At 71.1% G+C, this 25,645-nt stretch carries 23 protein-coding genes; 4 read left to right on the forward strand and 19 right to left on the reverse strand.

Annotated features, from left to right (window positions below; translation table 11 throughout):
* Position 1: 1 nt before the first annotated feature.
* The 3 genes from larA to AW274_RS01495 are packed head-to-tail and all read right to left on the reverse strand — an operon-like array spanning position 2 to position 2,846.
* Positions 2-1,267, reverse strand: coding sequence for a nickel-dependent lactate racemase (gene larA / locus AW274_RS01485; RefSeq protein ID WP_062428549.1), 1,266 nt, complete (start codon positions 1,265-1,267; stop codon positions 2-4).
* The gene (locus AW274_RS01490; RefSeq protein ID WP_062428551.1) at positions 1,264-2,001 is read right to left on the reverse strand and encodes an SDR family NAD(P)-dependent oxidoreductase; all 738 of its coding nucleotides are present in this window, start codon (positions 1,999-2,001) and stop codon (positions 1,264-1,266) included. The genes larA and AW274_RS01490 overlap by 4 nt, the downstream gene beginning before the upstream one ends.
* Positions 1,998-2,846: a fumarylacetoacetate hydrolase family protein gene (locus AW274_RS01495; RefSeq protein WP_062428552.1), complete on the reverse strand. Its 849-nt coding sequence runs from the start codon at positions 2,844-2,846 to the stop codon at positions 1,998-2,000. Before AW274_RS01495 ends, AW274_RS01490 begins: the two co-directional genes overlap by 4 nt.
* A gap of 139 nt (positions 2,847-2,985) precedes the next feature.
* On the opposite strand from AW274_RS01495, the gene AW274_RS01500 reads away from it, so the two are divergent.
* Positions 2,986-4,074, forward strand: coding sequence for an L-dopachrome tautomerase-related protein (locus tag AW274_RS01500; protein ID WP_157519712.1), 1,089 nt, complete (start codon positions 2,986-2,988; stop codon positions 4,072-4,074).
* Entirely contained in the window at positions 4,071-4,919 is an 849-nt protein-coding gene (locus AW274_RS01505) for a universal stress protein (protein WP_062428556.1), read from the forward strand. The genes AW274_RS01500 and AW274_RS01505 overlap by 4 nt, the downstream gene beginning before the upstream one ends.
* Here the strand turns inward: AW274_RS01505 and AW274_RS01510 are convergent.
* Positions 4,894-5,661 (reverse strand): SDR family oxidoreductase, encoded by a 768-nt coding sequence (locus AW274_RS01510; protein ID WP_062428557.1) that lies wholly within the window; start codon positions 5,659-5,661, stop codon positions 4,894-4,896. The two genes, AW274_RS01505 and AW274_RS01510, sit on opposite strands and share 26 nt — an antisense overlap.
* Before the next feature lie 121 nt (positions 5,662-5,782).
* Here AW274_RS01510 and AW274_RS01515 point away from each other — a divergent pair, with 121 nt between their 5' ends.
* Complete coding sequence (locus AW274_RS01515) at positions 5,783-6,598, forward strand: helix-turn-helix transcriptional regulator (protein ID WP_062428558.1); 816 nt, start codon at positions 5,783-5,785, stop codon at positions 6,596-6,598.
* A gap of 1 nt (position 6,599) precedes the next feature.
* Here AW274_RS01515 and AW274_RS01520 read toward each other — a convergent pair whose 3' ends face one another.
* From AW274_RS01520 to thpR, 3 genes are all read right to left on the reverse strand, one after another.
* A complete protein-coding gene (locus AW274_RS01520) occupies positions 6,600-7,190 on the reverse strand; it encodes a DedA family protein (protein ID WP_083973870.1) in 591 nt (196 codons plus the stop codon).
* 114 nt (positions 7,191-7,304) lie between these two features.
* Complete coding sequence (locus AW274_RS01525) at positions 7,305-8,825, reverse strand: condensation domain-containing protein (protein ID WP_062428560.1); 1,521 nt, start codon at positions 8,823-8,825, stop codon at positions 7,305-7,307.
* 1,679 nt (positions 8,826-10,504) lie between these two features.
* A complete protein-coding gene (gene thpR, locus AW274_RS01530) occupies positions 10,505-11,080 on the reverse strand; it encodes an RNA 2',3'-cyclic phosphodiesterase (RefSeq protein ID WP_062428561.1) in 576 nt (191 codons plus the stop codon).
* A gap of 259 nt (positions 11,081-11,339) precedes the next feature.
* On the opposite strand from thpR, the gene AW274_RS38750 reads away from it, so the two are divergent.
* A complete protein-coding gene (locus tag AW274_RS38750) occupies positions 11,340-12,122 on the forward strand; it encodes a carbonic anhydrase family protein (protein WP_198168978.1) in 783 nt (260 codons plus the stop codon).
* Positions 12,123-12,216: 94 nt separating this feature from the next.
* On the opposite strand, the gene AW274_RS01540 is transcribed toward AW274_RS38750, so the two are convergent.
* The 12 genes from AW274_RS01540 to AW274_RS01595 all read right to left on the reverse strand — a co-directional run bounded on the left by AW274_RS01540 (position 12,217) and on the right by AW274_RS01595 (position 25,591).
* A complete protein-coding gene (locus AW274_RS01540) occupies positions 12,217-12,453 on the reverse strand; it encodes a hypothetical protein (protein ID WP_157519714.1) in 237 nt (78 codons plus the stop codon).
* 725 nt (positions 12,454-13,178) lie between these two features.
* The gene (locus AW274_RS01545) at positions 13,179-15,674 is read right to left on the reverse strand and encodes an FtsX-like permease family protein (protein WP_062428564.1); all 2,496 of its coding nucleotides are present in this window, start codon (positions 15,672-15,674) and stop codon (positions 13,179-13,181) included.
* Positions 15,671-16,363: an ABC transporter ATP-binding protein gene (locus AW274_RS01550; protein ID WP_062428566.1), complete on the reverse strand. Its 693-nt coding sequence runs from the start codon at positions 16,361-16,363 to the stop codon at positions 15,671-15,673. The genes AW274_RS01545 and AW274_RS01550 overlap by 4 nt, the downstream gene beginning before the upstream one ends.
* Complete coding sequence (locus AW274_RS01555; RefSeq protein ID WP_062428567.1) at positions 16,360-16,869, reverse strand: PadR family transcriptional regulator; 510 nt, start codon at positions 16,867-16,869, stop codon at positions 16,360-16,362. Before AW274_RS01555 ends, AW274_RS01550 begins: the two co-directional genes overlap by 4 nt.
* An 85-nt stretch (positions 16,870-16,954) precedes the next feature.
* Positions 16,955-18,229: a serine hydrolase domain-containing protein gene (locus tag AW274_RS38755; RefSeq protein WP_062428569.1), complete on the reverse strand. Its 1,275-nt coding sequence runs from the start codon at positions 18,227-18,229 to the stop codon at positions 16,955-16,957.
* Positions 18,222-19,118, reverse strand: coding sequence for an N-acetylmuramic acid 6-phosphate etherase (murQ, locus tag AW274_RS01565; protein WP_062428571.1), 897 nt, complete (start codon positions 19,116-19,118; stop codon positions 18,222-18,224). The genes AW274_RS38755 and murQ overlap by 8 nt, the downstream gene beginning before the upstream one ends.
* Complete coding sequence (locus tag AW274_RS01570; RefSeq protein WP_232319933.1) at positions 19,115-19,894, reverse strand: GNAT family N-acetyltransferase; 780 nt, start codon at positions 19,892-19,894, stop codon at positions 19,115-19,117. Before AW274_RS01570 ends, murQ begins: the two co-directional genes overlap by 4 nt.
* A complete protein-coding gene (locus AW274_RS01575; protein WP_062428573.1) occupies positions 19,891-20,889 on the reverse strand; it encodes an ABC transporter ATP-binding protein in 999 nt (332 codons plus the stop codon). Before AW274_RS01575 ends, AW274_RS01570 begins: the two co-directional genes overlap by 4 nt.
* A complete protein-coding gene (locus AW274_RS01580; protein ID WP_062428575.1) occupies positions 20,886-21,896 on the reverse strand; it encodes an ABC transporter ATP-binding protein in 1,011 nt (336 codons plus the stop codon). The genes AW274_RS01575 and AW274_RS01580 overlap by 4 nt, the downstream gene beginning before the upstream one ends.
* 7 nt (positions 21,897-21,903) lie before the next feature.
* Positions 21,904-22,803 (reverse strand): ABC transporter permease, encoded by a 900-nt coding sequence (locus tag AW274_RS01585; protein WP_062428577.1) that lies wholly within the window; start codon positions 22,801-22,803, stop codon positions 21,904-21,906.
* Positions 22,800-23,804, reverse strand: coding sequence for an ABC transporter permease (locus tag AW274_RS01590; RefSeq protein ID WP_062428578.1), 1,005 nt, complete (start codon positions 23,802-23,804; stop codon positions 22,800-22,802). The genes AW274_RS01585 and AW274_RS01590 overlap by 4 nt, the downstream gene beginning before the upstream one ends.
* The gene (locus AW274_RS01595) at positions 23,801-25,591 is read right to left on the reverse strand and encodes an ABC transporter substrate-binding protein (protein WP_062428580.1); all 1,791 of its coding nucleotides are present in this window, start codon (positions 25,589-25,591) and stop codon (positions 23,801-23,803) included. Before AW274_RS01595 ends, AW274_RS01590 begins: the two co-directional genes overlap by 4 nt.
* Positions 25,592-25,645: the final 54 nt, after the last annotated feature.

The raw sequence follows: 25,645 nt of genomic DNA on the forward strand, positions 1-25,645 counted from the left end.
GCTACGCCCCCGCCAGGTAGGGGATGGTCATCGGCCCTTCGGGCAGCACGCACACGCTGCCCGGCAGGCTCCGGACCGTCGCCCCGATGTCGTGGGTCTGCTCCAGGTGGGCGGCCGACAGGTCGGCGTCGCTCAGGTGGGAGGTGTGCACGATGACCCGCGCGTGCCGCTGGATGCGCGCCTGGATCTGCACCTGCCACTGGTCGGGCACCGTCTCGGCGCGGGCCGAGATCTCCTCGAACAGCGCGTCGGGCGAGGCCGCGCCGGTCAGCGTCTCGCGGTAGGGGCCGTGGTCGGGGAAGCCGTCGCGGCACTCGGCCGCGCAGATGACCACGCCGCCCGGCCGCACGATCTGCGCGGCGGCGCTCATGCCCTTCACCGCCTGGTAGAGGTTCTGGTCGAGCGGGAACCCGGCGTTGGTGGTGACCACGACGTCGAAGGCCGCCGGCACGGGCCGCATCGCCGCCGCGCGGGCGGCGTCCATGGCGGCGGTGTGCATCGGCGTGAGGTCGCCGCCGAAGGCCTTGACGATCTTCTGTTCCCGGTTGAGCACGACGTCGAGGGAGAAGGTGACGCCGGTGCCGGCCGCGATGGCCCTGACGTCGTCGTGGACGGGGTTGCCCTCGGTGACGCCCCACGTCGCGCGGGGGTCGCCGATGCGGGCCGCGTCGTGCAGGGTGAGCACGCTCTCCAGCGCGGCGAGCCCGGGGGCGACCAGCTTGGGGCCGCCGGAGAAGCCGGCGAAGAAGTGCGGCTCGACGAACCCCGTCGTGATCCGCACGTCGGCGTCGGCCCACTCGCGGTTGAGCCAGACCGGCACGTCCTTGCCGAACCGGCCCATCCAGCGCAGCGACGACGCGTCGCGGGAGTCGTGGTTGACGATCCGCACGGAGTCGACGACGGCGTCGCCGAACATGGCGCGCAGCTCCTCCGGGGTGTTGCCCCGGTGGGTGCCGGTCGCCACCAGGATCACCACGTCGTCGAGCGACACGAGCCCGTCGAGCTCGTCGAGGATCGCCGGGATCATCAGGTGCCGGGGTTGCGGCCGGGTGCCGTCGCAGGCCGAGATCGCCACCGTCTGGCCGCGCCTCACCCGGTCGCGCAGCGGCGGGCCCGCGACGGGTTCGCGCAGCGCCCGGCGCACCTCGGCCGCCTCGTCGGCGACCGGCGGCCGGGCGACCGGCGTGATCACGGTGGTGCGGTCGGCGGGCATGTCCACCAGCAGGCCGTCCGTGCCGTACGCGAGGTCGACGAGCAGGCCGCTCATGACGTCGCCGGCCGCAGGCGCAGACCGGCCATCCCGCCGTCGACGGGCAGTTCGATGCCGACCGTCGACCCCGACGCCGGTCCCGCCAGGTAGGCGACGGCGTTCGCGACCTCCTCGGCGGCGACCAGGCGGCCGTGCGGCTGCCGCGCCTGGAGTGCGGCCCGCTCGGCGGCGGGGTCGGGGGCGGCGTCCAGCAGCCGGCCGATCCAGGGGGTGTCGACGGTGCCGGGCGTGACGCAGTTGACCCGGACGCCCTCGCGGACGTGGTCGGCCGCCATCGCGCGGGTCAGCGCGAGCACGGCCCCCTTGGAGGCGGAGTAGAGGGCCCGCTGGGGCAGCCCGGCCGTGGCCGCGATCGAGCAGACGTTCACGATCGCCGCGCTCGGCGACTCGCGCAGGTGCGGCAGCGCGGCCCGGCTCAGCCGGACGATGCCCAGCACGTTGAGGTCCAGCACCCGCAGCCACTCGGCGTCGTCGTTGTCGGCGACCGTGCCCTGCGCGCCGATGCCGGCGTTGTTGACCAGCACGTCGATGCGCCCGAAGCGGTCGGCCACCGCGGCGACCGCGCGCCGCACGGCGGCGTCGTCGGTCACGTCGCAGACGAACTCGGCGCCGGCCAGGTCGAGGACCGCCACCTTCGCGCCCCGGGCCGTCAGCTCCTCGGCGACCGCCCGGCCGATGCCGGAGGCGCCGCCGGTGACGATCGCGACCAGGCCGTCGAAGTCGCCGCTCATGCCTGCCCCATCCGCTGCCGCTGGCGTCCCAGTCCGTCGATCTCGACCTCGACGACGTCTCCGGCGCGCAGGTAGGCGTCGGCCCCCCGGCCCAGGGCGACGCCCGCCGGGGTGCCGGTGTTCACCACGTCACCCGGTTCGAGCACCATGAACTGGCTGAGGTACCAGACGACGTGGTGGACGCCGAAGATCTGGTTCTTGGTGCTGCCGTTCTGCCGCAGCTCGCCGTTGACCCACAACCGCAGGCCGAGCGCCTGCGGGTCGCCGACCTCGTCGGGCGTGACCAGCCAGGGCCCCATCGGGTTGAACGTCTCGCACGACTTGCCCTTGTCCCACTGGCCGCCGCGCTCAAGCTGGAACTCCCGCTCGGAGACGTCGTTGACGACGGCGTACCCGGCGATGACCCCGGCCGCGTCCTCCGGGGAGGCGAGGTAGCGGGCCGTCGCGCCGATGACGATCGCCAGCTCGACCTCGTAGTCGGTCTTGACGCTGCCGCGCGGCACCAGCACCTCGTCGTCGGGCCCGACCACCGTGTCCGGCGCCTTCATGAAGACGACCGGCTCGGCCGGGACGGCCGCGCCGGTCTCCTCGGCGTGGTCGGAGTAGTTCAGCCCGATGCACACGACCTTCCCTGGCCGCGCGACCGGGGCGCCGACCCGCTGGCCGGATTCGGCGCGCGGCAGGTCACCCGCCGCGAGGGCGGCACGCACCCGCTCGACGCCCCCTCCGGCGAGGAACGCGCCGTCGACGTCCGCCGTCAGCGACGACAGATCGAAGACGTTCCCCTCGGCGTCGACGACGCAGGGCCGTTCGGCTCCCGGACTCCCCAACCGGCACAACTTCACGCCATTACCTTCTTCCACTCAGGGTCAGGGGGAAGCTAATTCGTATGACGTCTGACGTCAAGACGGTGCAGGCCTGACCCGAGACGGCGAAACGCCCCTTGAGATACTAAAAGGACTTTCGGCAACGAAGGGGATGACCATGTCTTCCAGGACTTCTGCCGCCGCCTCCCCCCTCGGCAGCTGGGTGGGGACCGACTACGAGACCGTCGCCGAATTCGGCGACCTGATGCCGACTGGCGTGACCGTGACCGACGACGGGCGCCTGTTCGTCTCGTTCCCGAGGTGGGGGGACGACGTGCCCTGCACCGTCGCCGAGGTCGTCAAGGGGGAGCCGGTCCCCTATCCCGACCCCGAGTTCAACGCGTGGAGCCCGGGGGCCGCCGCGGAGACCCTGGTGTCGGTGCAGAGCGTGATCACCGACCCGGCCGGGCATGTGTGGCTGCTCGACACGGGCAGCCTGGCCTTCGAGCCGTGGCTGGAGGACGGGCCGAAACTGGTCGAGGTCGATCCGGCCACCGACCAGGTGGTCCGGGTGATCCGGCTCGACCCGGCGGCGGCCATCCCGACGACCTACCTCAACGACGTACGCTTCGACCTATCGCGGGGGCCGGGAGGGTATGCGTACATGACCGACTGCGCGCCCGAAGGGGCGCTGATCGTGGCCGACCTCGCCTCCGGGGAGACCTGGGCCCGGCTCCGCGGGCACGCGAGCACGTCGGCGGTGCCCGGGTTCAGCGCGATCGTGCAGGGGATCGTTCGAGAGGGCTACCGGGTCGGCGTCGACGGCATCGCGCTGAGCGCCGACGGCTCGCGGCTGTTCTACTGCCCGCTGTCGAGCCGGCGCCTCTACAGCGTGGCGACCGACGCCCTGCTCGACCGCTCCCTCGACGACGCCCAGGTCGCGGCCACGGTCGTCGACCTGGGCGACAAGGGCGCCTCCGACGGCCTGGAGTCCGACGCCGAGGGGTTCGTCTACGCCACCGCCTACGAGCACAGCGCCGTCGTCCGGCGCGACCCCGGCGGACACTGGTCGACGCTCCTGCACGCGCCCGCCCTGCTCTGGCCCGACACCCTGGCGCTGGCGGCCGACGGCTTCCTGTACGTCAGCGTGAACCAGCTGCCGCGCAGCCCGCTGTTCAACGGCGGGATCGACACCCGGGTACCGCCCTACCAGGTCATCCGGGTCCAGACCGGCGCCCGCCCGATCCGCCTGACGGAGGAACGATGATCGTCGCCGGAGTCGACGGATCCCCGTCCGCGCTGGCCGCCGTGGACTACGCGGCCGCCGACGCCGCCCGCAGGAACACCTCGCTGCGGCTCGTGCACGTCCGCGAGACCTGGACGGGCATCCGGCTCAGCCAGCTGCACGACGTCGAGAACACCTACGGCGAGGAGGTCCTGGCCACCGCCGAGCGCCGCGCCCACGCGAGCGCGCCCGGCGTCTCGGTGACCACCGGCCTGGCGACCGGGGGCGTCGTCGCCCGGTTGCAGGAGGAGGCCGCCAAGGCCGACGCGGTCGTGATCGGCAGCCGTGGCACCGGCGGGTTCACCGGCATGATCCTCGGCTCGGTCGGCCTCGGGCTGGCCGGGCACACGCCCGGACCGGTCATCGTGGTGCGCGAGCCGTCGCCGCCGGCGCACGGGCGGCTGCTCGCGGGCTACGACGGCAGCGAGGAGGCCGACGTCGCGCTGGAGTTCGCCTTCGCCGAGGCCCGCCGCCGCGGGGCCGCGCTCAGAGCGGTCTTCTCCTGGCAACCGCCGCCGTTCTCCTCGGTCGGCACCATGTACGACAACCTGATCCACTGCGTGTACGAGGAGCGCACCGGTTACGTCGAGGAGCGTTTCACCGCCTGGCGCGACCGGCACCCCGGCGTGCCGGTGGAGTACGCCAGCGTCTACGGCCACCCGGTGAACGTGCTGGCCGAGGAGTCGAAAGCGGCCGACCTGGTGATCGCGGGCTCACGGGGGCTCGGCGCCTTCGGCGCGGCCGTGCTCGGCTCGGTCGGCCACGGCCTGCTCCACCACGCCCACTGCCCCGTCGCGATCGTCAGCTCGCCTGCCGGGTCGGCATGATCGTGACCTGCTGCAGGTTGACCCTCGGCGGCAGCGAGGCCAGGAAGCCCACCGTCGCGGCGACGTCCTGCGGGGTCAGCCACTCCATGACCTCCCTGGAGCCCTCCAGCCAGGCCCGCACCCCCTGGTCGGTCACGTGGTCCTGGAGTTCGGTGCCGACGATGCCGGGCTCGATCGCCGAGACCCGCACGTCCTTCCCGCCCAGCTCGGCGCGCAGGTGCCGGGACAGGTGGGTGACGTAGGCCTTGGTCGCGGAGTAGACGGCGAACCCGGGCAGGACGTTCTGCGCCAGGATCGACGAGGTGTTGACCAGGTCGGCGACCCCGTTGGCGGCGGCCGACTCGACGAGCTGCGGCAGGAACGCCTCGACGGCGTTCATCAGCCCGGTCACGTTCAGGTCGATCTGGTGCCGCCACTGGTCGGCGGCCAGTTGTTCGACGGGCGCGGGCAACATCACGCCCGCGTTGTTGAAGAGCAGACCGGCCGGGCCCCACTCCGACCTGACCCGGCCGGCGGCCTCCCGCAGCGCCGCCGCGTCGGTCACGTCGGCCGCCAGCACCAGCGCCCGGCCGCCGCCGTCGGCGATGCGGGCGGCGAGGTCGTCGAGCCGGTCGGCCCGGCGGGCCACCAGGGCGACGCGGGCGCCCAGGGAGGCGAGGTGTTCGGCGGTCGCGGCGCCGATGCCGCTGGAGGCTCCGGTCACCACGGCGATCCGGCCGTCGAGGTTCATCGAGATTGACATGGGCCCAGCTCACCAGCCTCGGGAGGCGGCGGGCGGCGTACAGGGAGCCCTCTCCCGGCTGGTACTCGCAGGGCCACCCTGGACGACCTGGGCAGCCTCGACGCGGGGTGAGACTGGACGGATGGACCGCAGTCACGAGACCGCCGACTTCCTGCGCGGCCGGAGGGCGCGGCTCCGTCCCGACGCGGCGGGCCTGCCCGGCGACGGGCGGATCCGCCGGGTACCCGGGCTGCGCCGCGACGAGGTCGCCCGGCTGGCCGGGGTCAGCGTCGAGTACTACACCCGGCTGGAGCAGGGCCGGGGCGGCAACCCGTCACCCGAGGTCGTCGCGGCCCTGGCCGAAGCGCTGCGGCTCGATCCGGCCGAGCGGGAGCACCTCGCCGACCTGCTGGGCCGCACCCCCGCTCCCACCCCCGCCACGCCCCAGCGGGTCAGATCGGGCCTGCACCTGATGTTGCGGAACCTCGACCGGGTGCCCGCCTACGTCATGGGCCGCCGGACCGACGTCCTGGCCTCCAACCGGCTGGCCCGCGCGGTCATCGGCGACTTCGACGCCCTCCCCGTGCCGCACCGCAACATCGCCCGGATCAGCTTCCTCGACCCGCAGGCCCGCGAACGGCTGGTCGACTGGGAGCAGTGCGCCCTGGAGACGGTGGCGACCCTGCGGCTGGAGGCCGGCCGCAACCCCGGCGACCGGCGGCTGGCCGACCTGATCCGCGAGCTGACCCTGCGCTCCCCCGAGTTCGCGCGCTGGTGGGACGACCACCGCGTCTTCCGCCGCACCCACGGCACCAAACGGTTCCGCCACCCGATCGCCGGCGACCTGGAGTTCTTCTACGAGAACCTGCGCTCGCCCGACGACCCCGACCAGTCTCTGTGCGTCTTCAACGTCGAGCCGGGCTCCCCGACCGAACGCAACCTGCGGCTCCTGGCCTGACCTACAGGCGTTCGGCGGCCCGCCGGGGGCGGCGCCTGACCCGGGAGACGACGAACCAGACGACGGCGAGCGCGACCACCACGATGACGACGTTCGACAGGATGCCCGCGTAGCCCTCGACGACGCTCCAGTTCTCGCCCAGGTAGTAGCCCGCGAGCACGAAGACGGTGTTCCAGATGGCGCTGCCCAGCGTCGTGAACAGCAGGAACGTCGCCATCGGCATGCGGGTGACCCCGGCCGGGATCGAGATGAGGCTGCGGAAGATCGGGATCATGCGCCCGAAGAACACGGTCTTGCGGCCGTGGCGGGCGAACCACGCCTGCGTCTTCTCGATGTCCGACATCTTGATCAGCGGCAACCTGGCCGCCAGCCGCATCATGCGCTCTTCGCCGAGCATCGCCCCGATGCCGTAGAGGGCGACCGCGCCGACGACCGAGCCGACGGTCGTCCAGATCAGCACCGCCAGGAGCGACAGGTCACCCCGCGCGGCGGTGAACCCGGCGAGCGGCAGGATCGCCTCGCTGGGCAGCGGCGGGAAGAGGTTCTCCAGAGCGATGGCCAGCCCCGCGCCGGGCGCCCCGAGCGTCTCCATCAGTCCGATGACCCACCCGGCGAGACCGCCGAGGTCGCTGCTCAATTGATGCCCCCTGGAATTCGGCTCCGTCCACGCTAGGGCCGCGAAGATCAGCGCCGGATCAGCGAGGCGTTAACCGTGCGCTAACCAAGAGCCGGGGGCGACCACGCCGTGCCGGGTCTGCCGCACGATCTCGGCGAGCACCTTCTCCCCCGCGACGGAGGCGTCGAGCCCGGCCCCGACACGGGCCTCCAGCCGCCCGTCCACGACCCCGACGCGGGCCACCCCCGAGCCGAGCGCCAGGTCGGCGACCTCCTGCACCCCCGCGACGTCGACCCAGGACGACCCGGCCCGCGCCCAGCCCGCCCCCCGCTCCACCGGGGGAATCCCGAAGTCGTCGAGGCGAACCTCCCCGTCGGCGGCCGCGATCATCAGCCGCTCGACCTCGCCGAGCAGCGCCGCGGCCTCCTCGGCGGTCGCCAGCCGGGCGTCGACCCCGAGCCCGCACCCGAGCTTCCCGTCGAGCCGGTAGACGTCGAACTCGACCGGCGCGTCGAAACTCCGGTCACCCGCCCCGGCCTCCACCCCCGACGCCGGCAGGATCGCCCGCGAATGCCCGGTCGTGTTGTTGACGACGACGTCCCGATGACAGGGCATGCCCCGCACCCGCTCGGCCGCCCGCATCGCAGCGTTCAGCCGGGCCGAGTCATAACGCCCGTATTTGTACGCGGCCAGCGCCGCGGCGTTCATCCGCACGACGGCCTCGGGGAACGACGCGGTCGCGGTGAACGGGATCCAGGTCTCCTGCGAGATCGTGCCGACGTAGTCCCGCAACTCAGGCGAGAACCGGTTGCTGCACAGGCAGTTGAGCAGGCACCCCGATTCCCCCGTCCAGCGCGTCAGCACCGCCGCGAACGCCGCCATCACGACGGCCAGCGGCCGCACCCCCGTGGTCGCGGCGAGCCCGGCCACCGCCCCGGCCCCCGCCCGCGACCCCAAGAGCACCTGGTGATGCCCCTTCTGATCGGGAAACCGGTAGGGCAGCCCGAGCGAACAGAGCGGCCGCTCCTCCAGATGCCGCCCCCAGTAGCGGATCGACCCGTCGAGCTGCCGCCGCCCGGCGGGACTGTGCTCGAAGTCGGCCCGATCGGCAGGATGGTAGTCAGCCGGTGGCACTTCCCGCCCCGCCAGCAACGCGGCGAGCTCGCCCCGCAACACGGTCATCGCCGACAGATCGGCCGCGACGTGCGAGACATGGAGCACGACGACGAACGGCACCCCGCCCCGCGTGACCACCCGCACCCGAAGCGGCAGATCGGCGGCCGGATCGAAGGGCCGCGCCCCCGACAACGTCCAGTCGCGCTCGGACCCGGTGGCCTCGACGACCTCGGCGACCACCATGCCTTCGGCCTGGACGACCTGCTCGCCGCCACGCAACAGAGTTCTCAACGCCTCGTGGCGACTTACCAGCTCACCGACGGCGGCGCCGACGGCGTCGAGCGTCATCGCGCGCGGGGGTCGGACCACGGCCGACAGAATGTCGGCGGGGCCGGGAAAGTCCGGCCTGATCCACTCCAGGACGTTCTTCTGCCCCACCGTGAGGGGCCATCGGCCGGAACGGCGGCCCGAGAACCGGATCTTGAGGTCGGTCATGGACGACCCCACTAGAGGTGACGAACCGGAAGAGGCTGCCCTGATCGGCACTGCTCGCTGTGACCGGACGGCTGGTTCAAGCCCACTCCTTCGGCACCTTCGGCGTCGGTGGGAGAAGGCTAAATAGCGCTTTTGGGGGCGTCAAGGCGGCGTGTAACTTTCACATTCTTGGGGTGGGACGGAATTCTTGACATGCGGGTGTGGTGAATTGTTACAGAACTCTTCACTTTGGAGGCGGGGGCGGGGTTCGGGGAGTCCAGGAAGCGTTTCCGGGGAGTTTATTTTGGCGATAGGGAAGCGCATTTTCGGACGGCCGGTGCGCCAATAGGGCGACCCTCTCGGAACGTGATCGCGACCTCGCGGAACAGAGGATCCCTCCGACTGAGACCGGACCAGAGCGGCCGGGAACCGACACCCGAAAGCGATCGCAGCCCGAGAACAGAGAACCCTCGCACGGGGCTGGCGAGCCGAAGACCGGACACCTTCAGGATGCCCGAAAGGGGCACCTGCGACCAGAGCACCCTCAAGCACAGGGCACCCCACAACTGGTCACCGAAAACGCCTGAGAGCGATACAGGCTAAAAGGGCGATCAGACTCGGGGGCCAATCAAGTGGCCTCGACTCGAGCACCCGCTTCTCGCATCCCACCTTTTACGTCGAGCCTCCCACCCGTATATCCACCTGGATTACAGCCTCAGCTCGCACCGCATAGCCCTGGATTCGCAGCGGATATCCAGCCACCAGGCGGAAAATACAGACGGATTCAGACCGCAACAAAGCAGAACTGACGGCGGCGAGCTTGCGCACCAAGGCGGGATGACCGTCATCTAATGCGCAGCCAGGAGAATCGACCGTCAGCGACAGAGAACCGCCGCTGTCACTTCGAACCAGTCACCAGTCAATCGGTCACCGGTTGCCAGTACCCCATGCAACCAGTTCACCGGCAGCTGGTCATCGATTCCACAGTCGCCAGTCCGATAGCGTGGAATGCCAAAACTGGGCCTCTGATCGCCCAATCGCTGGTCACCGCTCGTCGGTCCCAGGTCACCAGTCCGCCCGTCACCACTTCCCGTTCCGCTGGTCGCAAGTCCGCTGATCGCTGATCATGGGTCGCCAGTTGCCGATCCGCTGATCACGGATCGCCGGGCACCGCTCATCGGTCCCCTGGTCATCAGTCCGTGGGTCCACCAGTCACCGGTTCCCTGGTCCGCTGATCGCCAGTCGCCACGCACCGCTCGTCGGTCCCCGGTGACCAGTCCGCCCGTCACCACTTCCCGTTCCGCTGATCGCAAGTCCGCTGATCGCTGATCATGGGTCGCCGGTTGCCGATCCGCTGATCACGGATCGCCGGGCACCGCTCATCGGTCCCCTGGTCATCAGTCCGTGAGTCCACCCATCGTCAGTCTTCCCATCACCAGTTCCTGGTTCGCCGATCGCCGGCCGCTGGTCACCGCTCGTCGCTCTCAGGTCACCAGCCCCTACGTCACCACTTCCTGTTCCGCTGGTCGCAAGTCCGCTGATCGTTGATCATGGGTCGCCGGTTGTCGATCTGCCGATCACGGGTCGCCGGGCACTGCTCATCGGTTTCCTGGTCATCAGTCCGTGGATCCACCCATCACCAGTTCCCTGGTCCGCTGATCGCCGGCCGCTGGTCACCTGCCATGCGGGAGCGTGCGGTCTCACTCACCCCGGGGCCCAGCAGCCGGCTTCCCCAGCGGATAGGTCTCAACGGACTCGTACCGCAACGGCGGCCCAGGGTGGCTCACGAACAGCTGGACGTTGTCAGCCGTCCAGAAAGCCGATTCGAAGCTGTTCAAGGCGTCGGCCAGCGGCCGCAGGTCAACGCCCTTGCGGCTTCTGAGCAGGGTGAAGTGCGCCCGAAAAGGCCGCCCGTCGGGCTCCCCGGCCCCCGCCCGCCGGGCGCCGGCCGCGACCGACCCCGCCAGCCGGGCCAGTCGGCCGGGCTCCCGCACCCCCAGCCACAACACCCCCACCCCACCCCGCCCGGTGAACGTCCCGGACTCCCCCAAAGCCAGCGGCAGCGGTTCGTGATGCCCGGCCGCCCGCCCCAGCCGGGTGCTCAGGTCGGACCGCACCCGGTCGGGCACCTCGCCGAGGAACGCCAGGGTGATGTGCCAGTTGGCGGGCTCGACCCACGTCAGGTCAGGCCATGCGTCCCGCAGCGGCGCCACCGCCCGGGAGACCTCTTCCAGCACGCCGGGCGGCGGCACCAGCGCGACGAACATTCTGCTCATTCCCGCAGTATCCACCGGCCGATCTCCGGACCCCCGACACCCGCTCGCCGGCCCCTTCCGCGCCCCGGATTTCCCTTCCACGGCAACCCATCGCCAATGTTCTGCTTTTGGTCATTTTGAACACCACCCCGCAGGCTGCCGGTTCACCTCATTGGGCTATCCTCGCCAATGCCTTTATGTCGTCCTAAATGCGGACAATGCCCCGTTGGCGGTCCGTAGACGGCGTATTCCGGCATTCCCTCCGTCCGAAAGGCGACTGGTGCGTTACCGTCTTGCGCCGCTTGCGGCAGCAGCAGTTCTGTCCCTCCCGTTAACGTGGGTCTCGGCCCCCGCGCAGGCCCAGGTCAAGCCGTGCGCCGGCCACGGCACCGACGCCGCGGTGCAGAGCCCGATCGAGATCGACCGGTCGAAGTCGTGCCCCGGCCACGGCCCCGCGATCACGATCCACTACCCGAACTCCGTCGACGGCACGATCCTGTTCCAGGACAAGGCCCCGCTGGGTGAGATCAGCGAGCACGACGACGTCCGCTTCGTCATCGGCGCTGGCGGCACGCAGCCGTACATCACCTACGGCGGGGAGCGCTACAACCTGAACAACGTGCACTTCCACGGCCACGCCGAGCACAAGTTCGCCGGCCAGGCGACCGCTCCCCTCGAGGCGCACTTCGTGCACACCAAGGCGACCGGCACCGGCTACGTGGTCTTCGGCGTGATGATCGACGCCAAGACCTTCCTCGGCCAGACCCAGCACGACCGCCTGATCAAGTCCCCGCCCGCCCTCGGCGCGTCGAAGCCCATCACGGGCATCCACCTCAACGACATGCTCCCGGCGAACCGCGCGACCTACCGCTACACCGGCTCCCTCACGACGCCGGACGAGGTGGGCACCTACTTCCAGCCGGTGAACTGGGTCGTCTTCGACCAGCACTCGAAGGCCCACCGCCTGAACGTCCTGGGCTACCGCTCCCTGTGGGGCACGGAGGGCAACTTCCGCGAGCTGCAGGAGAACCACCCTGCGGCGAACATCTACTCGTACCACTAGACCCCAGCGGTCAGAACCCACGCCGACCCGAGCTCACCCTCGGGTCGGCGTGTCCTTTCCGGCCCTTGTACGCCGCCACGGAAGCCCACAGAGGTCACTCCGGCTTCTGCTCCGGCTCGTCGGCCCTGCCCCCAAGCTTGATCACCAGCAGAGACAGGGCGAGCCACGCGCCCCCGTACACAAGGATGCGGGCCATCAGGTACTCCCGAGTGATCCTCTCAGGACCCTCGATGAGGTAGTCGGTGATGCCATGCCCCAAGCCGGGAAGCACCGTTATCCCGGCCACCAGTGCGAGCGGCTTCCAGAGCCCCGCGTTCCACTTCTTCTTCACTTGGCCCCCAGCCCGGCACGATCTCGCCGAACCCCACCCTCACGCGAGCCCGCCCCCACCACAAGGCCCGAACTGTCAGCGCACGCGGCCTACCCGGTAAGTCTGCGCGGCACATCGGGCTCACCCGACTCGGCTTCCAGCTAACCGGCCCAGCATCACGACCGGCATCCCAGCCGAACACAACGAGGGCGTCGCCCTGGTCTTGATGAACATCATGAGGCCGGGATGGGGCGGTGGGCTCCGACGCCCGCGATCAGCAGGATGCCCCAGTTAGCGCAGCGGACCCGGCATCCAGCCGCGCGCCCTGGAAACCCGGCCACCCGGCTCCGCTTCCCGATCGGCCGGATCTGCCCACCGACCCAGTCTCCGACCACCGTGCCTGGCCACCCGGCCCGGCATCCCGGCCACCCGACTACGCTTCCCGACCGCTCGGCCAGGCTCCACAACACCTCGACCCGATGCCAGGGTCACCCGATCCGGCATCCGGCCACTCGCCCTGGGGTTCCGAAGTCTCCCGACCACGATGCCCGCCACCGGACCCGCATCGCGGCCGCTCAATGGGCACCCAGCCATCCGAACCGGCGCGCCGCTAGCCCGGCCCATCCCTGGTCATTCGGCGTGAAACCCAGCCACACGCCGATGAGCACACGCTCCGCGCCCAACGCCATCCCTGCACGAGCGCATCGGGCGACACTGCGGGCGGGCTGTGCGCATGTCGCCTCAGGTCACAACAGCCTCCTCGTCAGTGGTGCCCGGGCTCTGAAGACCAAGGCGATCGCGGCCGCCAGCAGCGGCAGCCCCACCACCAGCGTCGCCAGGAACGCCCACGGCAGCGCGATCGTGGCCGGGTCGCCGCTGCCTTGGGATGTCATCGGCCGGGCCAGAGCCACCCCCGTGACCGTCCCCGCGCCGAGGCCGATCACCGCGCCCAGGCCCGCGATGAACAGGGCCTGGCCTGCGACGGTCCAGCGCAGGGTCCATGGTGGGGCGCCGATGGCGAGCATGGTCGCTCTGTCGGGGCGCATGTCGGCCGCCGCCAGGCGGGTGGCGGCCAGGGTGCCGCCGACGACCAGCAAGACTGCCGCGCCGAGCCAGATCCACAACCAGATCGGGCCGCTCGGGTCCGGAGGACCGGATTCGGTGGCGATGGAGACGCGTTTGGTGACCTTGGTCAGGTCGCTCCACAGGGTGGAGTCTCTGGGCAGATCGTGCATCGCGTAGAGCTGGCGCGGCGAAGCGGTGAAGCCTGCCTGCCGGACGAAGGACAGCGGGAGCAGGGTGCCTCCCTGGAACTCGTCGGCCGGGGTGGCGACCACCGCGGGTACCTCGATCCGGCGGTCGGGGTAGGAGGCGACGTTGGCCCGTAAGGTGATCTTGCCGTTGCGCACGCTCGCCGGGTCGAAGACCACCGCTTTGCCGCTCGCCAGAGCCGCTGCGGCGACCGGGTCGTCGCGGCCCTGGAGGAGGCGGAGGAGGTCGCGGTCGCCGACGGCGGCGGTGCGGCGGACGCGGGCGCCGTTCCAGCGGGCGGTGTAACGCAGAGCGTAACGGCGGCCTTCGGCGTCGTGGAGTTGGTAGCCGAGGGCCATGGGCACGCCCGGGAGCAGGCGGGAGGTCTCGGCACGCAGTTCGGTCCACGTCGAGTCGCGCATCGTGCCGCCCCAGACGGCCAGCAGGCCCGCCGGGCGGCCCGACGTGTAGGAGTGGCGGTAGTCCTGCCGCTGGCTTTCCGTCGCGATGCCGACCTCCACGGCCACTGCTGTCACCGCGATGACGGCGGCCACGGCGCTCACCGTACGCGAGCGGTTGCGGACGGCGTCGCGGACCGCGATGCGGAACGGGAGCCGCAGCCGCGCGGCGACCCGACCGGCGAACCAGACGAGGAACGGGGTCAGGGCCACCAGGCCGAACAGGATCGGCAGCGAGGAGACGAACGGCCACACCAGCTGGGACTGCCGACGCGCGGCCACGCTGGCGACCAGGCCGCCGAGCACCAGTGCCGCGCCGATGAGCGACCACGCCAGGGGCCAGGGTCGACGGGGTTTGGCGGGGGCACGTCCGGCCAGCACGGTCGGGGTGTGCTGGCGTCCCGCCTGCAGGGCCGGGACGAGCGCGGCCACGATCCCGGTGCAGAGCCCGATCGCGGCGATGTAGAGGACCTCGCGCCACGGGATGTCGGGAGGGCCGATCTGTCCGCCCAACTGGGCGAGCACGGGTGCGGTTCCCAGCCCGGCGCCGACGCCCAGGACGGTGGCCGTCACGGTGGCGAAGCCGCCCAGGACCAGCCCGTCGGCCAGCATGATCAGCCGCAGGTGCGCGGGCGAACCGCCCTGGGCGGCGATGGCGGCCAGTTCGCGGCGGCGACGGCGGAGGCCGACCGCGAAGGCCGGGCCGGCGAGCAGGACCGGTACCAGGATCACCATGAGCACGATGACGGCGATCCCGATCGGGAGGGGGGTGCTCCACAGGCTGGCCGGGCGATAGACCTGGTTGGGGAGCAGGTCGCGGGCGACGACGTACAGACCGAACTTGTTGAGCTCCGCCACGTCGGCCCAGGTGACGGGGCCGGGGGCGGTGGCGAGCCAGCCAGGCCCCTCCACGGGGTGAGTGTCGGTGCGCGGCGCCATCGGCAGGTCGGGGCCCGCCACCTGCCGGATCGTCGGCATGTGGGGGTGGTCGACGATGCCCGTCACCCTCAGCGGCGGGGCGTCGGCCGGGCGCAGCAGGTCGCCCGGGTGCAGGTCGAGGGCGGGGGTCACGACGACCTCGCCCGCCCGGGGCAGCCGGCCCTCGTCGAGTGTCAGCAGACCCTTGGTGAGGGGGTCGTCGAGGTCGACCTCGATCGCCTCGACCGGGCCGGACGGCAGCCGGAGGGTGCCGGTGGCGAAGGGGAGCACGCGGCTGCCCGGCCCGAGGAGCGTGGTGATCTCGGCGGGCTGGGCCGGCGGTCGCTCGGATACTCCGTCGGTCGTCCAGGAGGTGTCGGTCAGGCTCTGCTCGATCGTCGCGCCCGGCGGAAGCTGGGCGAGCCGGGCGTCGGCGGCCCCGATCCGGGAGCCGAGGCTCTCCTGGACGCTGAGGGTGGTGGTCGCGTAGAGGACGAGCAGGCCGGTGATCAGCAGCACGGGCAGGCCGATCATGACCACGATGAGGGCGCTGCGGCCCCGGGCCCGCCGGACGCCGCGCCGCGAGATGCGCAGCGCGGCGACGAAGGCGCTCATCGGGCGCTCGCGAACGGCACGTCGGTGGCGTCGGCGACCAGGCCGTCGCGGAGGAACACGACTCGGTCGGCCCACGCGGCGTATCGGGGTTCGTGGGTCACGAGCAGCACCGACGCGCCCGCCGCGCACCGGGCGGCCAGTAAGCGGAGGATCTCGTCGCCGGCGAGGGTGTCGAGGGCGCCGGTGGGCTCGTCGGCCAGGAGGAGGCGGCGGTCGCCCACCAGGGCGCGGGCGATGGCGACCTGCTGGCGCTGGCCGCCGGACAGTTCGTCGGGGAACCGGTCGGCGAGGGTCTCGGCGCCGATCTCGGTCAGCACGGCCATGGCCTCGGCGCGGGCCCGCCGGGACCGTACGCCGTCGAGTTCGCGAGGCAGCATGACGTTCTCGGCCGCCGTGAGGGAGGCGATCAGGTTGAGGTCCTGGAAGACGAAGCCGACGCTGCGGCGGCGTAAGGCCGCCAGGTCGCGCACGGTGGACAGGTCGCGGCCGTCGACGTGGACGGTGCCCGACGTCGGCCGGTCGAGGCCGCCCGCGATGTTGAGCAGGGTCGACTTGCCCGACCCCGACGGGCCCATGACCGCGACCAGTTCTCCTTCGCCGACCTGGAGGCTCACCCCTTTCAGGGCGTGTACGGCCGTCTCGCCGTCTCCATGCACTCTGGTCACCCCGGCCAGTGCTACGACGGTCATGGCGCCTCCTTGAGAACGGCCTCGCAGTGGTCGAGCCACCGCTGTTCGGCCTCGGCCTGAAAGATCATGGAATCGAGCACGAGCAGCTGGGCCCGCCCCGCCGTGCTGTCGCGTTTGGCCCGGGTCAGCTGCTGGAGCGTGCGCATCGTGGCGGTGCGCTGGCGCCGGACGACCTCGGCGACGTCGACCTCTTTCGCGGCGACGGCCATGGCCAGCTTGATGACCAGTTCGTCGCGGGGCCGGTCGGACGGGACGACCGGCGTGGTGAACCACCGCTCCATCTCGGCCCGACCGGCCTCGGTGAGGGTGTAGACGACCCGGCCCTGGTCGTCGGTCTCCCCCGGCGCGACCAGGCCGTCACGCTCCATGCGGGCCAGCGTCGTGTAGACCTGGCCGACGTTCAGCGGCCAGGTCGCCCCTGTGGACGCCTCGAAGTCGACCCGCAACTGATAGCCATGGCGGGGCCCCCTGCTGAGCAGAGCGAGCAACCCGTGCCTGATCGACATGGTTACTCAGTATGCATACCGGGTATGCATCCGGCAAGTCGCCGACCACGGTGAGGGGAGACCGACATGGCCGGTCCGCGAAGGATCAGACCAGCGAACGCGCGAACGCGGCGACCGCGTTCCGCAGGTCGCGGATGCCGGGACGGCCGCGAAGCGGGTGCACGTTGTTGGTCAGCAGGATCACGGTCAGCCCGCGTTCGAGGTCGACCACGAGCGAGGTCCCGGTGAACCCCGAATGCCCATGGGCGTCGGCGAGCGGCCCGACGATCGCCGGATCCCCGATCCGGAACCCGAGCCCCTGCCGGAACGACGCCCCCGCCACCCCTTGATCGCGCGTCATCTCCGCGACCGACTCCGCCGAAAGCACTCCGGCCCCACCGGTCCGCAGAATCTCGGCGAACCGCAACAGATCACCCGCCGTCGCGAACAACCCGGCATGCCCCGCCACCCCACCGAGAGCGTGGGCGGTCTCATCATGCACCTCACCACGCACGACAACCCCCAAAAGCGAGCCCGTGAGCTCCCTATCGCACGCAGCTCCTCCACCGTCGGCCTCATAAGCGATCTCGTCGCTACGACCGCCGTCGACGCCCCCGCCCGTCAGCCCTCTGCCGCGCGCAGCTCCTCCGTCGTCGGCAACGTGGGCGATTTCACGGCCATCGACGCCCACGCGCACCCTGTCGCACGAGGCTCCCCCTTCGGCGGCCTCCTGGCCGATCACGCCACTTGGACCGCCATCGACGACCGTGCGCTCCGGTTTGAATTCGGTCGCGGCGATCCGAGGAAGTAGCCCGGCACCCGGCCGGTACGTCGTGTCCGTCAGCCCCAGCGGCCCCGTGACGACCCGCTCGACCAGCGCGTCGAGCGGCGTACCGGAGACGATCTCGCAGATCCGCCCCACCGTGATCATCCCCACGTCGGAGTACACGTAAGGACCGGGAGGTCCGGTGACAGGAGCCGACAACACGAAGTCCCACCGCGACTCCGGCGCGATCCCGTCAGGCCGTCGCCCCGGCGGCAGGCCCGACGTGTGCGTGAGCAGGTGCCGCAGCGTGATCGACGGCCGATCGCCGTAATAAGAAGGCAGCCAGGTCGCAACGGGCTCGTCCAGGCCCAGAAGACCGGTTTCGACCAGTGACATCGCCACGACCGTCGTGAACAGTTTCGTCAGCGACGCCAAGTCGAAGACCGAGTCGACCGCCACAGGTGGGCGGTCTCCGAGAAGCGTCTCGGTCGCGTCGGCGTACCGGATCAGTTCACCCACCGCCGACACGGCCGCCGGTTCGCCGTCGATCGCCACCAGGGCCACCGCCGCCGACGCGACCGACGGGACGGCTGCGGCCAGGAGGCGGTCAAGCATGGTGGAGGGCGGTGTCCAGGCGGTTTCCTGAGTCGGCGAGGATGGCGCGGGCCCGGTCGGCCTCGACGGCGCGTTCGATCATGACGACGGCCGTCTTGAGTTCCAGGTCGGCGGCCTCCAGCACGGTGCGGGCCTCGGTGAGGCCGGTGCCGGTGATGTCGCTGACGATGCGGGCGGCGCGGTCGGCGAGTTTGGAGTTGGTCGGCGACATCTCGACCATGTGGTTCCCGTAGGTGCGGCCGCTGCGGATCATCGTGATGGTCGACATCATGTTGAGCACGAGCTTCTGCGCCGTCCCGGCCTTGAGGCGGGTCGAGCCGGTGATCACCTCGGGGCCGACGACGACCTCGACGGCGTGGTCGGCGGCGGCCGACAGCGGGCCGCCGGTGTTGCACGACAACCCGACGGTCAGCGCGCCGCGCCGGGCCGCCTCGGCGACCGCGCCGACGACGTAGGGGGCGCGGCCGCTGGCCGAGATGCCCACGACGGAGTCGAGCGGGCCGACCCCGGCGACGGCGCGCGCGCCCGCCTCGGCGTCATCTTCGGCGCCTTCGACCGACCTGACCAGCGCCTCCTCGCCTCCGGCGATGATGCCGCAGACCTGGTCGGGTGTGGTGCCGAAGGTGGGCGGGCACTCCGAGGCGTCCAGGACGGCCAGGCGGCCGGAGGTGCCGGCGCCGACGTAGATCAGGCGTCCGCCACGGGACATGCGCGCGGCGATGGCGTCGATCGCGGCGGAGATGGCCGGGATCGCCAGGGCCACCGCGCCGGGCACGGTCGCGTCGGCCGCGTTCATGCGGCGGGCGATCTCCTCGGTGGGGAGCTCGTCGATGCGGCGGTGGCGGGGGTCACTCTGTTCGGTGACCAGGCCGCCGAGTGACTGTGTCATGAGAACTCCTTGCGATAGAGCCAGAAGACCCGCTCGACCCGCGCGCCGACGGCCTTGGCGTAGAAACCGATGGGCCCGACCCAGGCGATCTCCGCGGCGGGCAGCCCGGCGGCGGCCATGTCGGCGAGGCAGCGGCGCAGCAGGGCGGTGCCGACGCCGAGGCCGCGCGCCTTCGGGGTGGTGCCCATGGGGCCGAACCAGGCGGGGCGCGCCCCCCAGGCGGCGAAGCCGACGATCTCCCCGTCGACCCGGGCGTGGTAGCAGCGTTCGGCCTCCACGGACTCCCAGGCCCAGGCCTCGTTCCAGTTCTCCCGGATGAAGTCGGCGACCCCCGCGCGATCGTCGGAGATCGTGAAGTCGCCCGGAACCACCGAGAAGTCGGCGCCGAGGTCGACCGTCATGTTGCAGGCGGCCCGGTAGCGCTCGTACCCGAGGCTGTCGGCCAGGCACAACGCCGGCGTGTACCGCACGTCGATGCCGGGCCAGGCGTAACAGGGCGGGTTGCCGGCGAACCGCATCTCCCGCGCCCCGTGGGACCGGGCCCACTCCTCGGCCGCGAGCACCAGGGAGCGCCCGGTGCCGCGCCGCCGGGCGGCCGGGTCGACGGCCAGCAGGTCGACATGCCCGATATCTCCCCCGTGGGACATCGAGGCGAACACGACGCCGTCCTGCTTGGCGAAGGACGTCCACACGCGGCCGTCCGGCGGCGTGACGAGGCGGTCGACGAGCGCCTCGGCGGCGTCGGCGTCCCAGATCAGCGCGTCTCGGAGCTTCACGCCGCTTCCACCGGGATCACGTTGCGCCGCTGCGGGTGGTAGCAGGCGTGCGCCTGCGCGCCGTCGGAGACCAGCGCGGGCAGTGCGGCCTCGCACCGGTCGGTGCGGAACGGGCAGCGGCGGGCGAACAGGCAGCCGGTGTCGGGGTGGGCCTCGTTCAGGGCCTCGGTCGGCACGACCCGCTCGGGGCCGGGCCGCTCCACGCCGTGCAGGACGGGGATGGCCGACAGCAGCGACTGCGTGTAGGGGTGGACCGGGCCCGAGATGACCTGCTCGGTCGGGCCGCTCTCGACGACCTGGCCCCGGTAGATCACGTAGAGCTCGCCGTCGCCGCCGATGTAGCGGGCGGTGGCGATGTCGTGGGTGATGAACAGGACGCTCACGTTCAGCCGTTCCCGCAGGTCCTTCAGCAGGGCCAGCACGCCGAGCCGCAGCGACACGTCGATCATCGAGACCGACTCGTCGGCGACCAGCACCTCGGGGTCGACGGTCAGCGCCCGCGCGATCACCACGCGCTGGCGCATGCCGCCCGACAGCTGGTGCGGGTAGCGCGGCAGCACGTAGCCGGGGTCGATGCCGACGAGGGCCAGCAGCTCGCGGGCCCGCTCCTCCATCCACGCCTTGCCCCGGCCGGTCTGCTTGGCGCGCAGGGCCAGCGGCGCGGCGAGGGTCTGGTGGATGGTCCGGGTCGGGTTGAGCGCCGAATAGGGGTCCTGGTGGATCAGCTGGATCCGGCGGAAGAACGGCTCGCGATGCCGGGGCTTCAGCGACGACATCGGGGTGCCGTCGATGACGATGTCGCCGCCGTCGTAGCTCTCCAGCCCGGCGACGATCCGGCCGAGGGTGGTCTTCCCGCAGCCCGACTCGCCGATGAAGGTGACCGCGCCGCCCTTCTCGATGGCGAAGTCGACCCCGCGCAGGGCGGGCACCGCGCGGGCGCCGAGCATGTTCCCGCGCTGCTTGTACGTCTTGGTGATGCCGCTCGCGGTGATCACACATACTCCTTCGGGACGACCGGGGTGGCGAGCCGCCCCACCGCGTGACAGGCGACGGTGCGGGCGTCACGGGTGACCGGCTCGGGGTCGACGGTGTCGCAGACGGCGATGCGCAGCGGGCAGCGCTCGCGGAACACGCACCCCTGCTTGGGGATGGTGCCCAGCGTGGGCGGCCGTCCGGGCAGGGCCCGCGCCTCGTCGATGTCGCCCGAGAGCCGGGGGATCGCCCGGATCAGGCCCTTCGTGTACGGATGCCGGGGCGCGCCCAGCACCTCGGTGGTCGGGCCGTGTTCGACGACGCGGCCGCCGTACATGACCGCGAGGCTGTCGGTGACCTCGGCGGCGACCCCCATGTCGTGGGTGATGATCAGCGTGGTCAGGCCGCGCTCGTGGTGGACGTCCCGGACGATCTTGAGGATCGCCGCCTGAGTGATCATGTCGAGGGCGGTCGTGGGCTCGTCCAGGACCACCAGATGGGCGTTGAGGACCAGCGCGAACATGATGCCGACCCGCTGCCGCATGCCGCCGGAGAGCTCGTGCTGGTAGGAGTCGAGCACCCGGCCGCCGTCGAGGCCCATGCGGCCCAGCAGCGCCCGCGCGTCCTTCAGCAGGGCGGGCAGGTCGTCGAAGTCGTGGGAGCGGCCCAGGTCGAGCAGCTGCTTGCCGACGGTCTTCAGCGGGTTCAGGGAGTTCTGGGCGGCCTGGAAGACGTACCCGACCTGACGGCCGCGCACCCGCCGCAGCTCCTCGCCCGTGAGTTCCACCACGTTGCCGAGGCCGTCGATCTCGACGGTGCCCTCTTTGATGCGGCCGGGCGGCTGCACCGCGTTGAGCAGCGACAACGCCAGGGTCGACTTGCCCGAGCCCGACTCGCCGACGATGCCGGTGATGGTGCCGGGCGCGAGCGACAGGGAGACGCCCCCGAGCGCGGGCAGTTCCCCGGCGGGGGTCTTGTAGACGACGGTGAGGTCCTTTACGCGCACGCCGGGTGCGGAAGTCCTGGTCATGTTCGGCCTACTCCTCACGCAGACGGGGGTTGAAGATCTCGTCCATCGCGTCGACGACCAGCACGATCCCGAGGGTCAGCAGCAGGATCGCCAGCAGCGGCGCCAGCAGGTAGGGCAGCGCGGCCGTGCTCGACAGCGCCCCGCCGCCGAAGACCGACAGGTTGAGCATCACGCCCCAGTTGTTGGCGTCGAACGGCAGCACGCCCAGGAAGAACAGGCCGACCTGCGCGTAGATCGCGCCGGTCACCGCGATCAGCATGTTCATCGCGATGTACGGCGCCATCGGCGGCAGCAGCTCGCGCAGCACGATGTGGCGGGTGGGCAGGCCCAGGCCCTTGGCCGCCTCGATGAAGCCGCGTTCGCGCAGCGAGAGCGACTGCGACCGGACCGCGCGGGCGATGCCGCCCCAGCCCAGCAGGCCGAGCACGACGCCCATCTCGATCGGGCTGGTGAACTTCCACACCGTCGACAGCACCAGCAGCAGCGGCAGGCCCGGGATGGTGAGCTGGAGGTCGGTGAGCCGCATGAGCACGCTGTCCCACCGGCCCCGGTGGAACCCGGCCAGCAGGCCGATCAGGGTGCCCACGGCGACCGTGATCACGGCCGTGGCCAGGCCCGCGAGCAGCACGTATCGGGTGCCGGTGACGACCAGGGCGAGCACGTCGGTGCCCTCGAAGTCGGTGCCGAACGGGTGGGCCCAGCTCGGCGAGGCGTAGAGCGCGTTGTCGTCGCGCGGCAGCGGGTTCGGGTAGAGCAGCGGCCCGAAGATCCCCATGAACACGAACAGGACGACGATGGCGACGCCGACCATGCGGCTCGGCTTGCGCCGCAGCACCCGCCCGACGCCGCGCCAGAAGTTGCGGCGCAGCGAGATCGGCGCGGGCGCCACCGGAGAGGTGACGGTCATGCCTCGGCTCCCTTGCGGACTCGGGGGTCGATGACGGCGTACAGGAGGTCGGCCGCGATGTTGGCGACGACGATGGCGACGGTGAGCACCAGGAAGGTGCCGCCCATCAGCGCGTAGTCGCGGGCGCCGATGCTGTTGACGAGCAGCAGGCCCAGACCCGGGTAGTTGAAGATCGACTCGATGAAGATCGCGCCGCCGAAGAGCAGGCCCAGCGACAGGGCCAGGATCGTGAACAGCGGCAGGATCGCGTTGCGGGCGATGTAGCGGAACAGGATGCCCCGGCTCATGCCGCGCAGCTCGGCGGCCATGATGAAGTCGTCGCCGAGCACGGTCGCCACGCTCGACTTCATCGCCAGGATCCACCCGCCGTAGCTGGCCAGCGCGTAGGTGAGCACCGGCAGCGTGGCGTGCTGGATCAGCGAGGCGATGTAGGGCCCGTTGAAGCCGGGGGTGAAGTCGATGTCGACCGGGCCGCCGGCGGGCAGGATCGGCCACAGCGTCGAGAAGACCGCCACGACCAGCAGGCCGATGACGTACTGCGGGATGCCGTGCAGCAGCGAGCCGGAGATCGCCAGGGCGTCGCCGAGCTTGCCCGACCGCTTGATCGCCGCGTAGACGCCCAGGGTCACGCCGAGCAGGAAGCTCAGCAGCGTGCCGCCGAGCACCGGCAGGATGGTCCACTTGGCCGCCGACCCGATGATGGTCGCGACGCCGGTGCCCGGGGTGCTGAGCGACTGGCCCAGGTTCCCGTGGATCAGGCCGTTCAGGTAGTCGACGTACTGGCTCCACAGGCTGCCCTTGGGCAGGAAGCCGTAGAGGGCCGCGGTGGCGCGTTCGGCCGCGTCGGGTGACATGCCCTGTTCGATGAGCTTCTCGTACTGGCCCCTGACGGGGTCACCCGGGATGTTGCGGATGATCACGAAGCTGAGCGTGGTGACCACCCAGATCATGGCCAGGCCGCGGGCCAGGTGGCCGGAGAGCCGCCGGACGACGGTTTTCATCGGGTCCCCTGTTCCTTGATCAGGCCGAGCTGCATCCACACGCCCGCCGACAGGCGCAGCACGTCGCTGTCGTTGGGCGGCCAGCCGGTGAAGCGGCTGTCGTTGACGAACTGGGTGTTGACGTAGTCGTACAGCTGGATCATCGGCAGGTTCTGGTTGGTCAGCCGGGCCAGGGTGCCGACGATCTGCTTCTGCTGCGCCGGGTCGGCGACGTTCAGCTGGTTGGTCAGCGCGCCCGGGTTGACGCCGTCGAGCGTCTCGGGGCCGCCCATCCAGTTGCCCTCCTTGCCGGGGGGCACGTGGGTGAGGTTGCCCGCGAGCAGCTGCCAGCCGTTGGCCGAGCCGTAGATGCGCTGGTAGATGTTGTACGGCGCGGGCCCGAGCGCCATCAGCCACAGGCCGATGTCGTACTTCCCGGCCGCCAGCTCGTCGAGGTAGAGCGTGTAGTCGGCCGAGGTCAGCACCGACGCCTGGATGCCGTGGTCGTTGAGCTGGCTGGTGATCGCCTTGGCGGCGGCGACCCAGTCGGAGAACGAGGCCGGCACGTGCAGCTCCACGACCCAGGGCGAGCCGTCGGGCATCGTCCACTTGCCGTTGACCTGCTTCATCCCGGCGGCCTTGAGCTCCTGCGCCGCCTTGGCGGGGTCGGGCTTGTACTGGTCGAGGCCGTTGATCGAGTCGCCGAGCCACGACTTGGCGGCCTCGGCGTGGATGCCGGTGGTGGTCGGCGACGGGGTGCCGCCCTCGGGCGAGGCGACCTTGGTGACCTGCGAGCGGTCGATCAGGTAGGCCAGCGCCTTGCGGACGTGCACGTTGTCGTAGGGCGCCTTGGTCTGGTTGAACGCCATCGAGACGGCGACCGGCGAGAAGCCCTTGACGACCTCGTTGCCGTCGGTCTGCCGGATGCGGTTCAGCACGCCGCTCGGCACCGCCGTGAAGGGGGCGCTGTCGAGGCGTCCGGCGATCAGGTAGTTCCAGATCTGCTGGTTGCCGGTGTAGTTGAGCACCTTCACGCGGTTGGGCGCGATCTTGTCGCTGGCCCAGAAGTGCTTGTTCTTGACGAGCAGGGCCTCGCCCGGGTTCACCCGCTCCAGCACGAACGGCCCGGCCGACACGTCCTTGGGCGGGGCGAAGGTGATGACCTTCTGCGCCAGCCCCGTGATCGAGGCCTTGGCCTTCTCGGCGGCGGGGCCGCTCCCCCGGGCCAGCTTGAGCTGGGTCCAGAAGTCGGCCGGCAGCAGCGAGCCGAAGACGTGGGCCGGGACGACCACGGTCGACAGGACGTTGCGCAGGAACGTGTTGCTCTTGTTCGCGCCCTGGGTGACCTTCACCGTGTGGGGGTCGACGACGATCACGTCGGCCGCCGAGCCGGCGGCCTTCGGGTCGACCGCGTAGGCGGTGCCGCCCTGGGTGTAGGCCAGGCCGATCGACGTCTTGACGTCCTGGCTGGTCACGGGCTTGCCGTCGGACCACTTCGCGTTGGGCTGGAGGTGCACCACGACCTCGCTCTGGTCGGGCGTGGTGGTCCAGCTCTGGGCGATCCCCGGATAGAACTGGTTGGGGTCGACCGGGTCGTTCTTGGGCCAGGCCAGCGACATGGCGTCGTAGCCGAGGAAGGTGTTGCCCTGCGGGTTGAACGGGTTGATCGGCGCGGTGGCGTCGATCTGCTTGGCTCCGTCGATCGTGGTGTAGACGCCCGCCTCGCCGGACCCCCCCACGCCGCTGCACGCGGTGCCCGTGACGGTTGCGATCACCGCCACGGCTGCGATCGCCGCGAGTCGTCTCATGAACTACTCCTGGTTGCCGGTTTCCCTGGACGATACGGGCGGCTTCCGGAGAGG

Source organism: Herbidospora daliensis (assembly GCF_001570585.1).
GTDB lineage: Bacteria > Actinomycetota > Actinomycetes > Streptosporangiales > Streptosporangiaceae > Herbidospora > Herbidospora daliensis.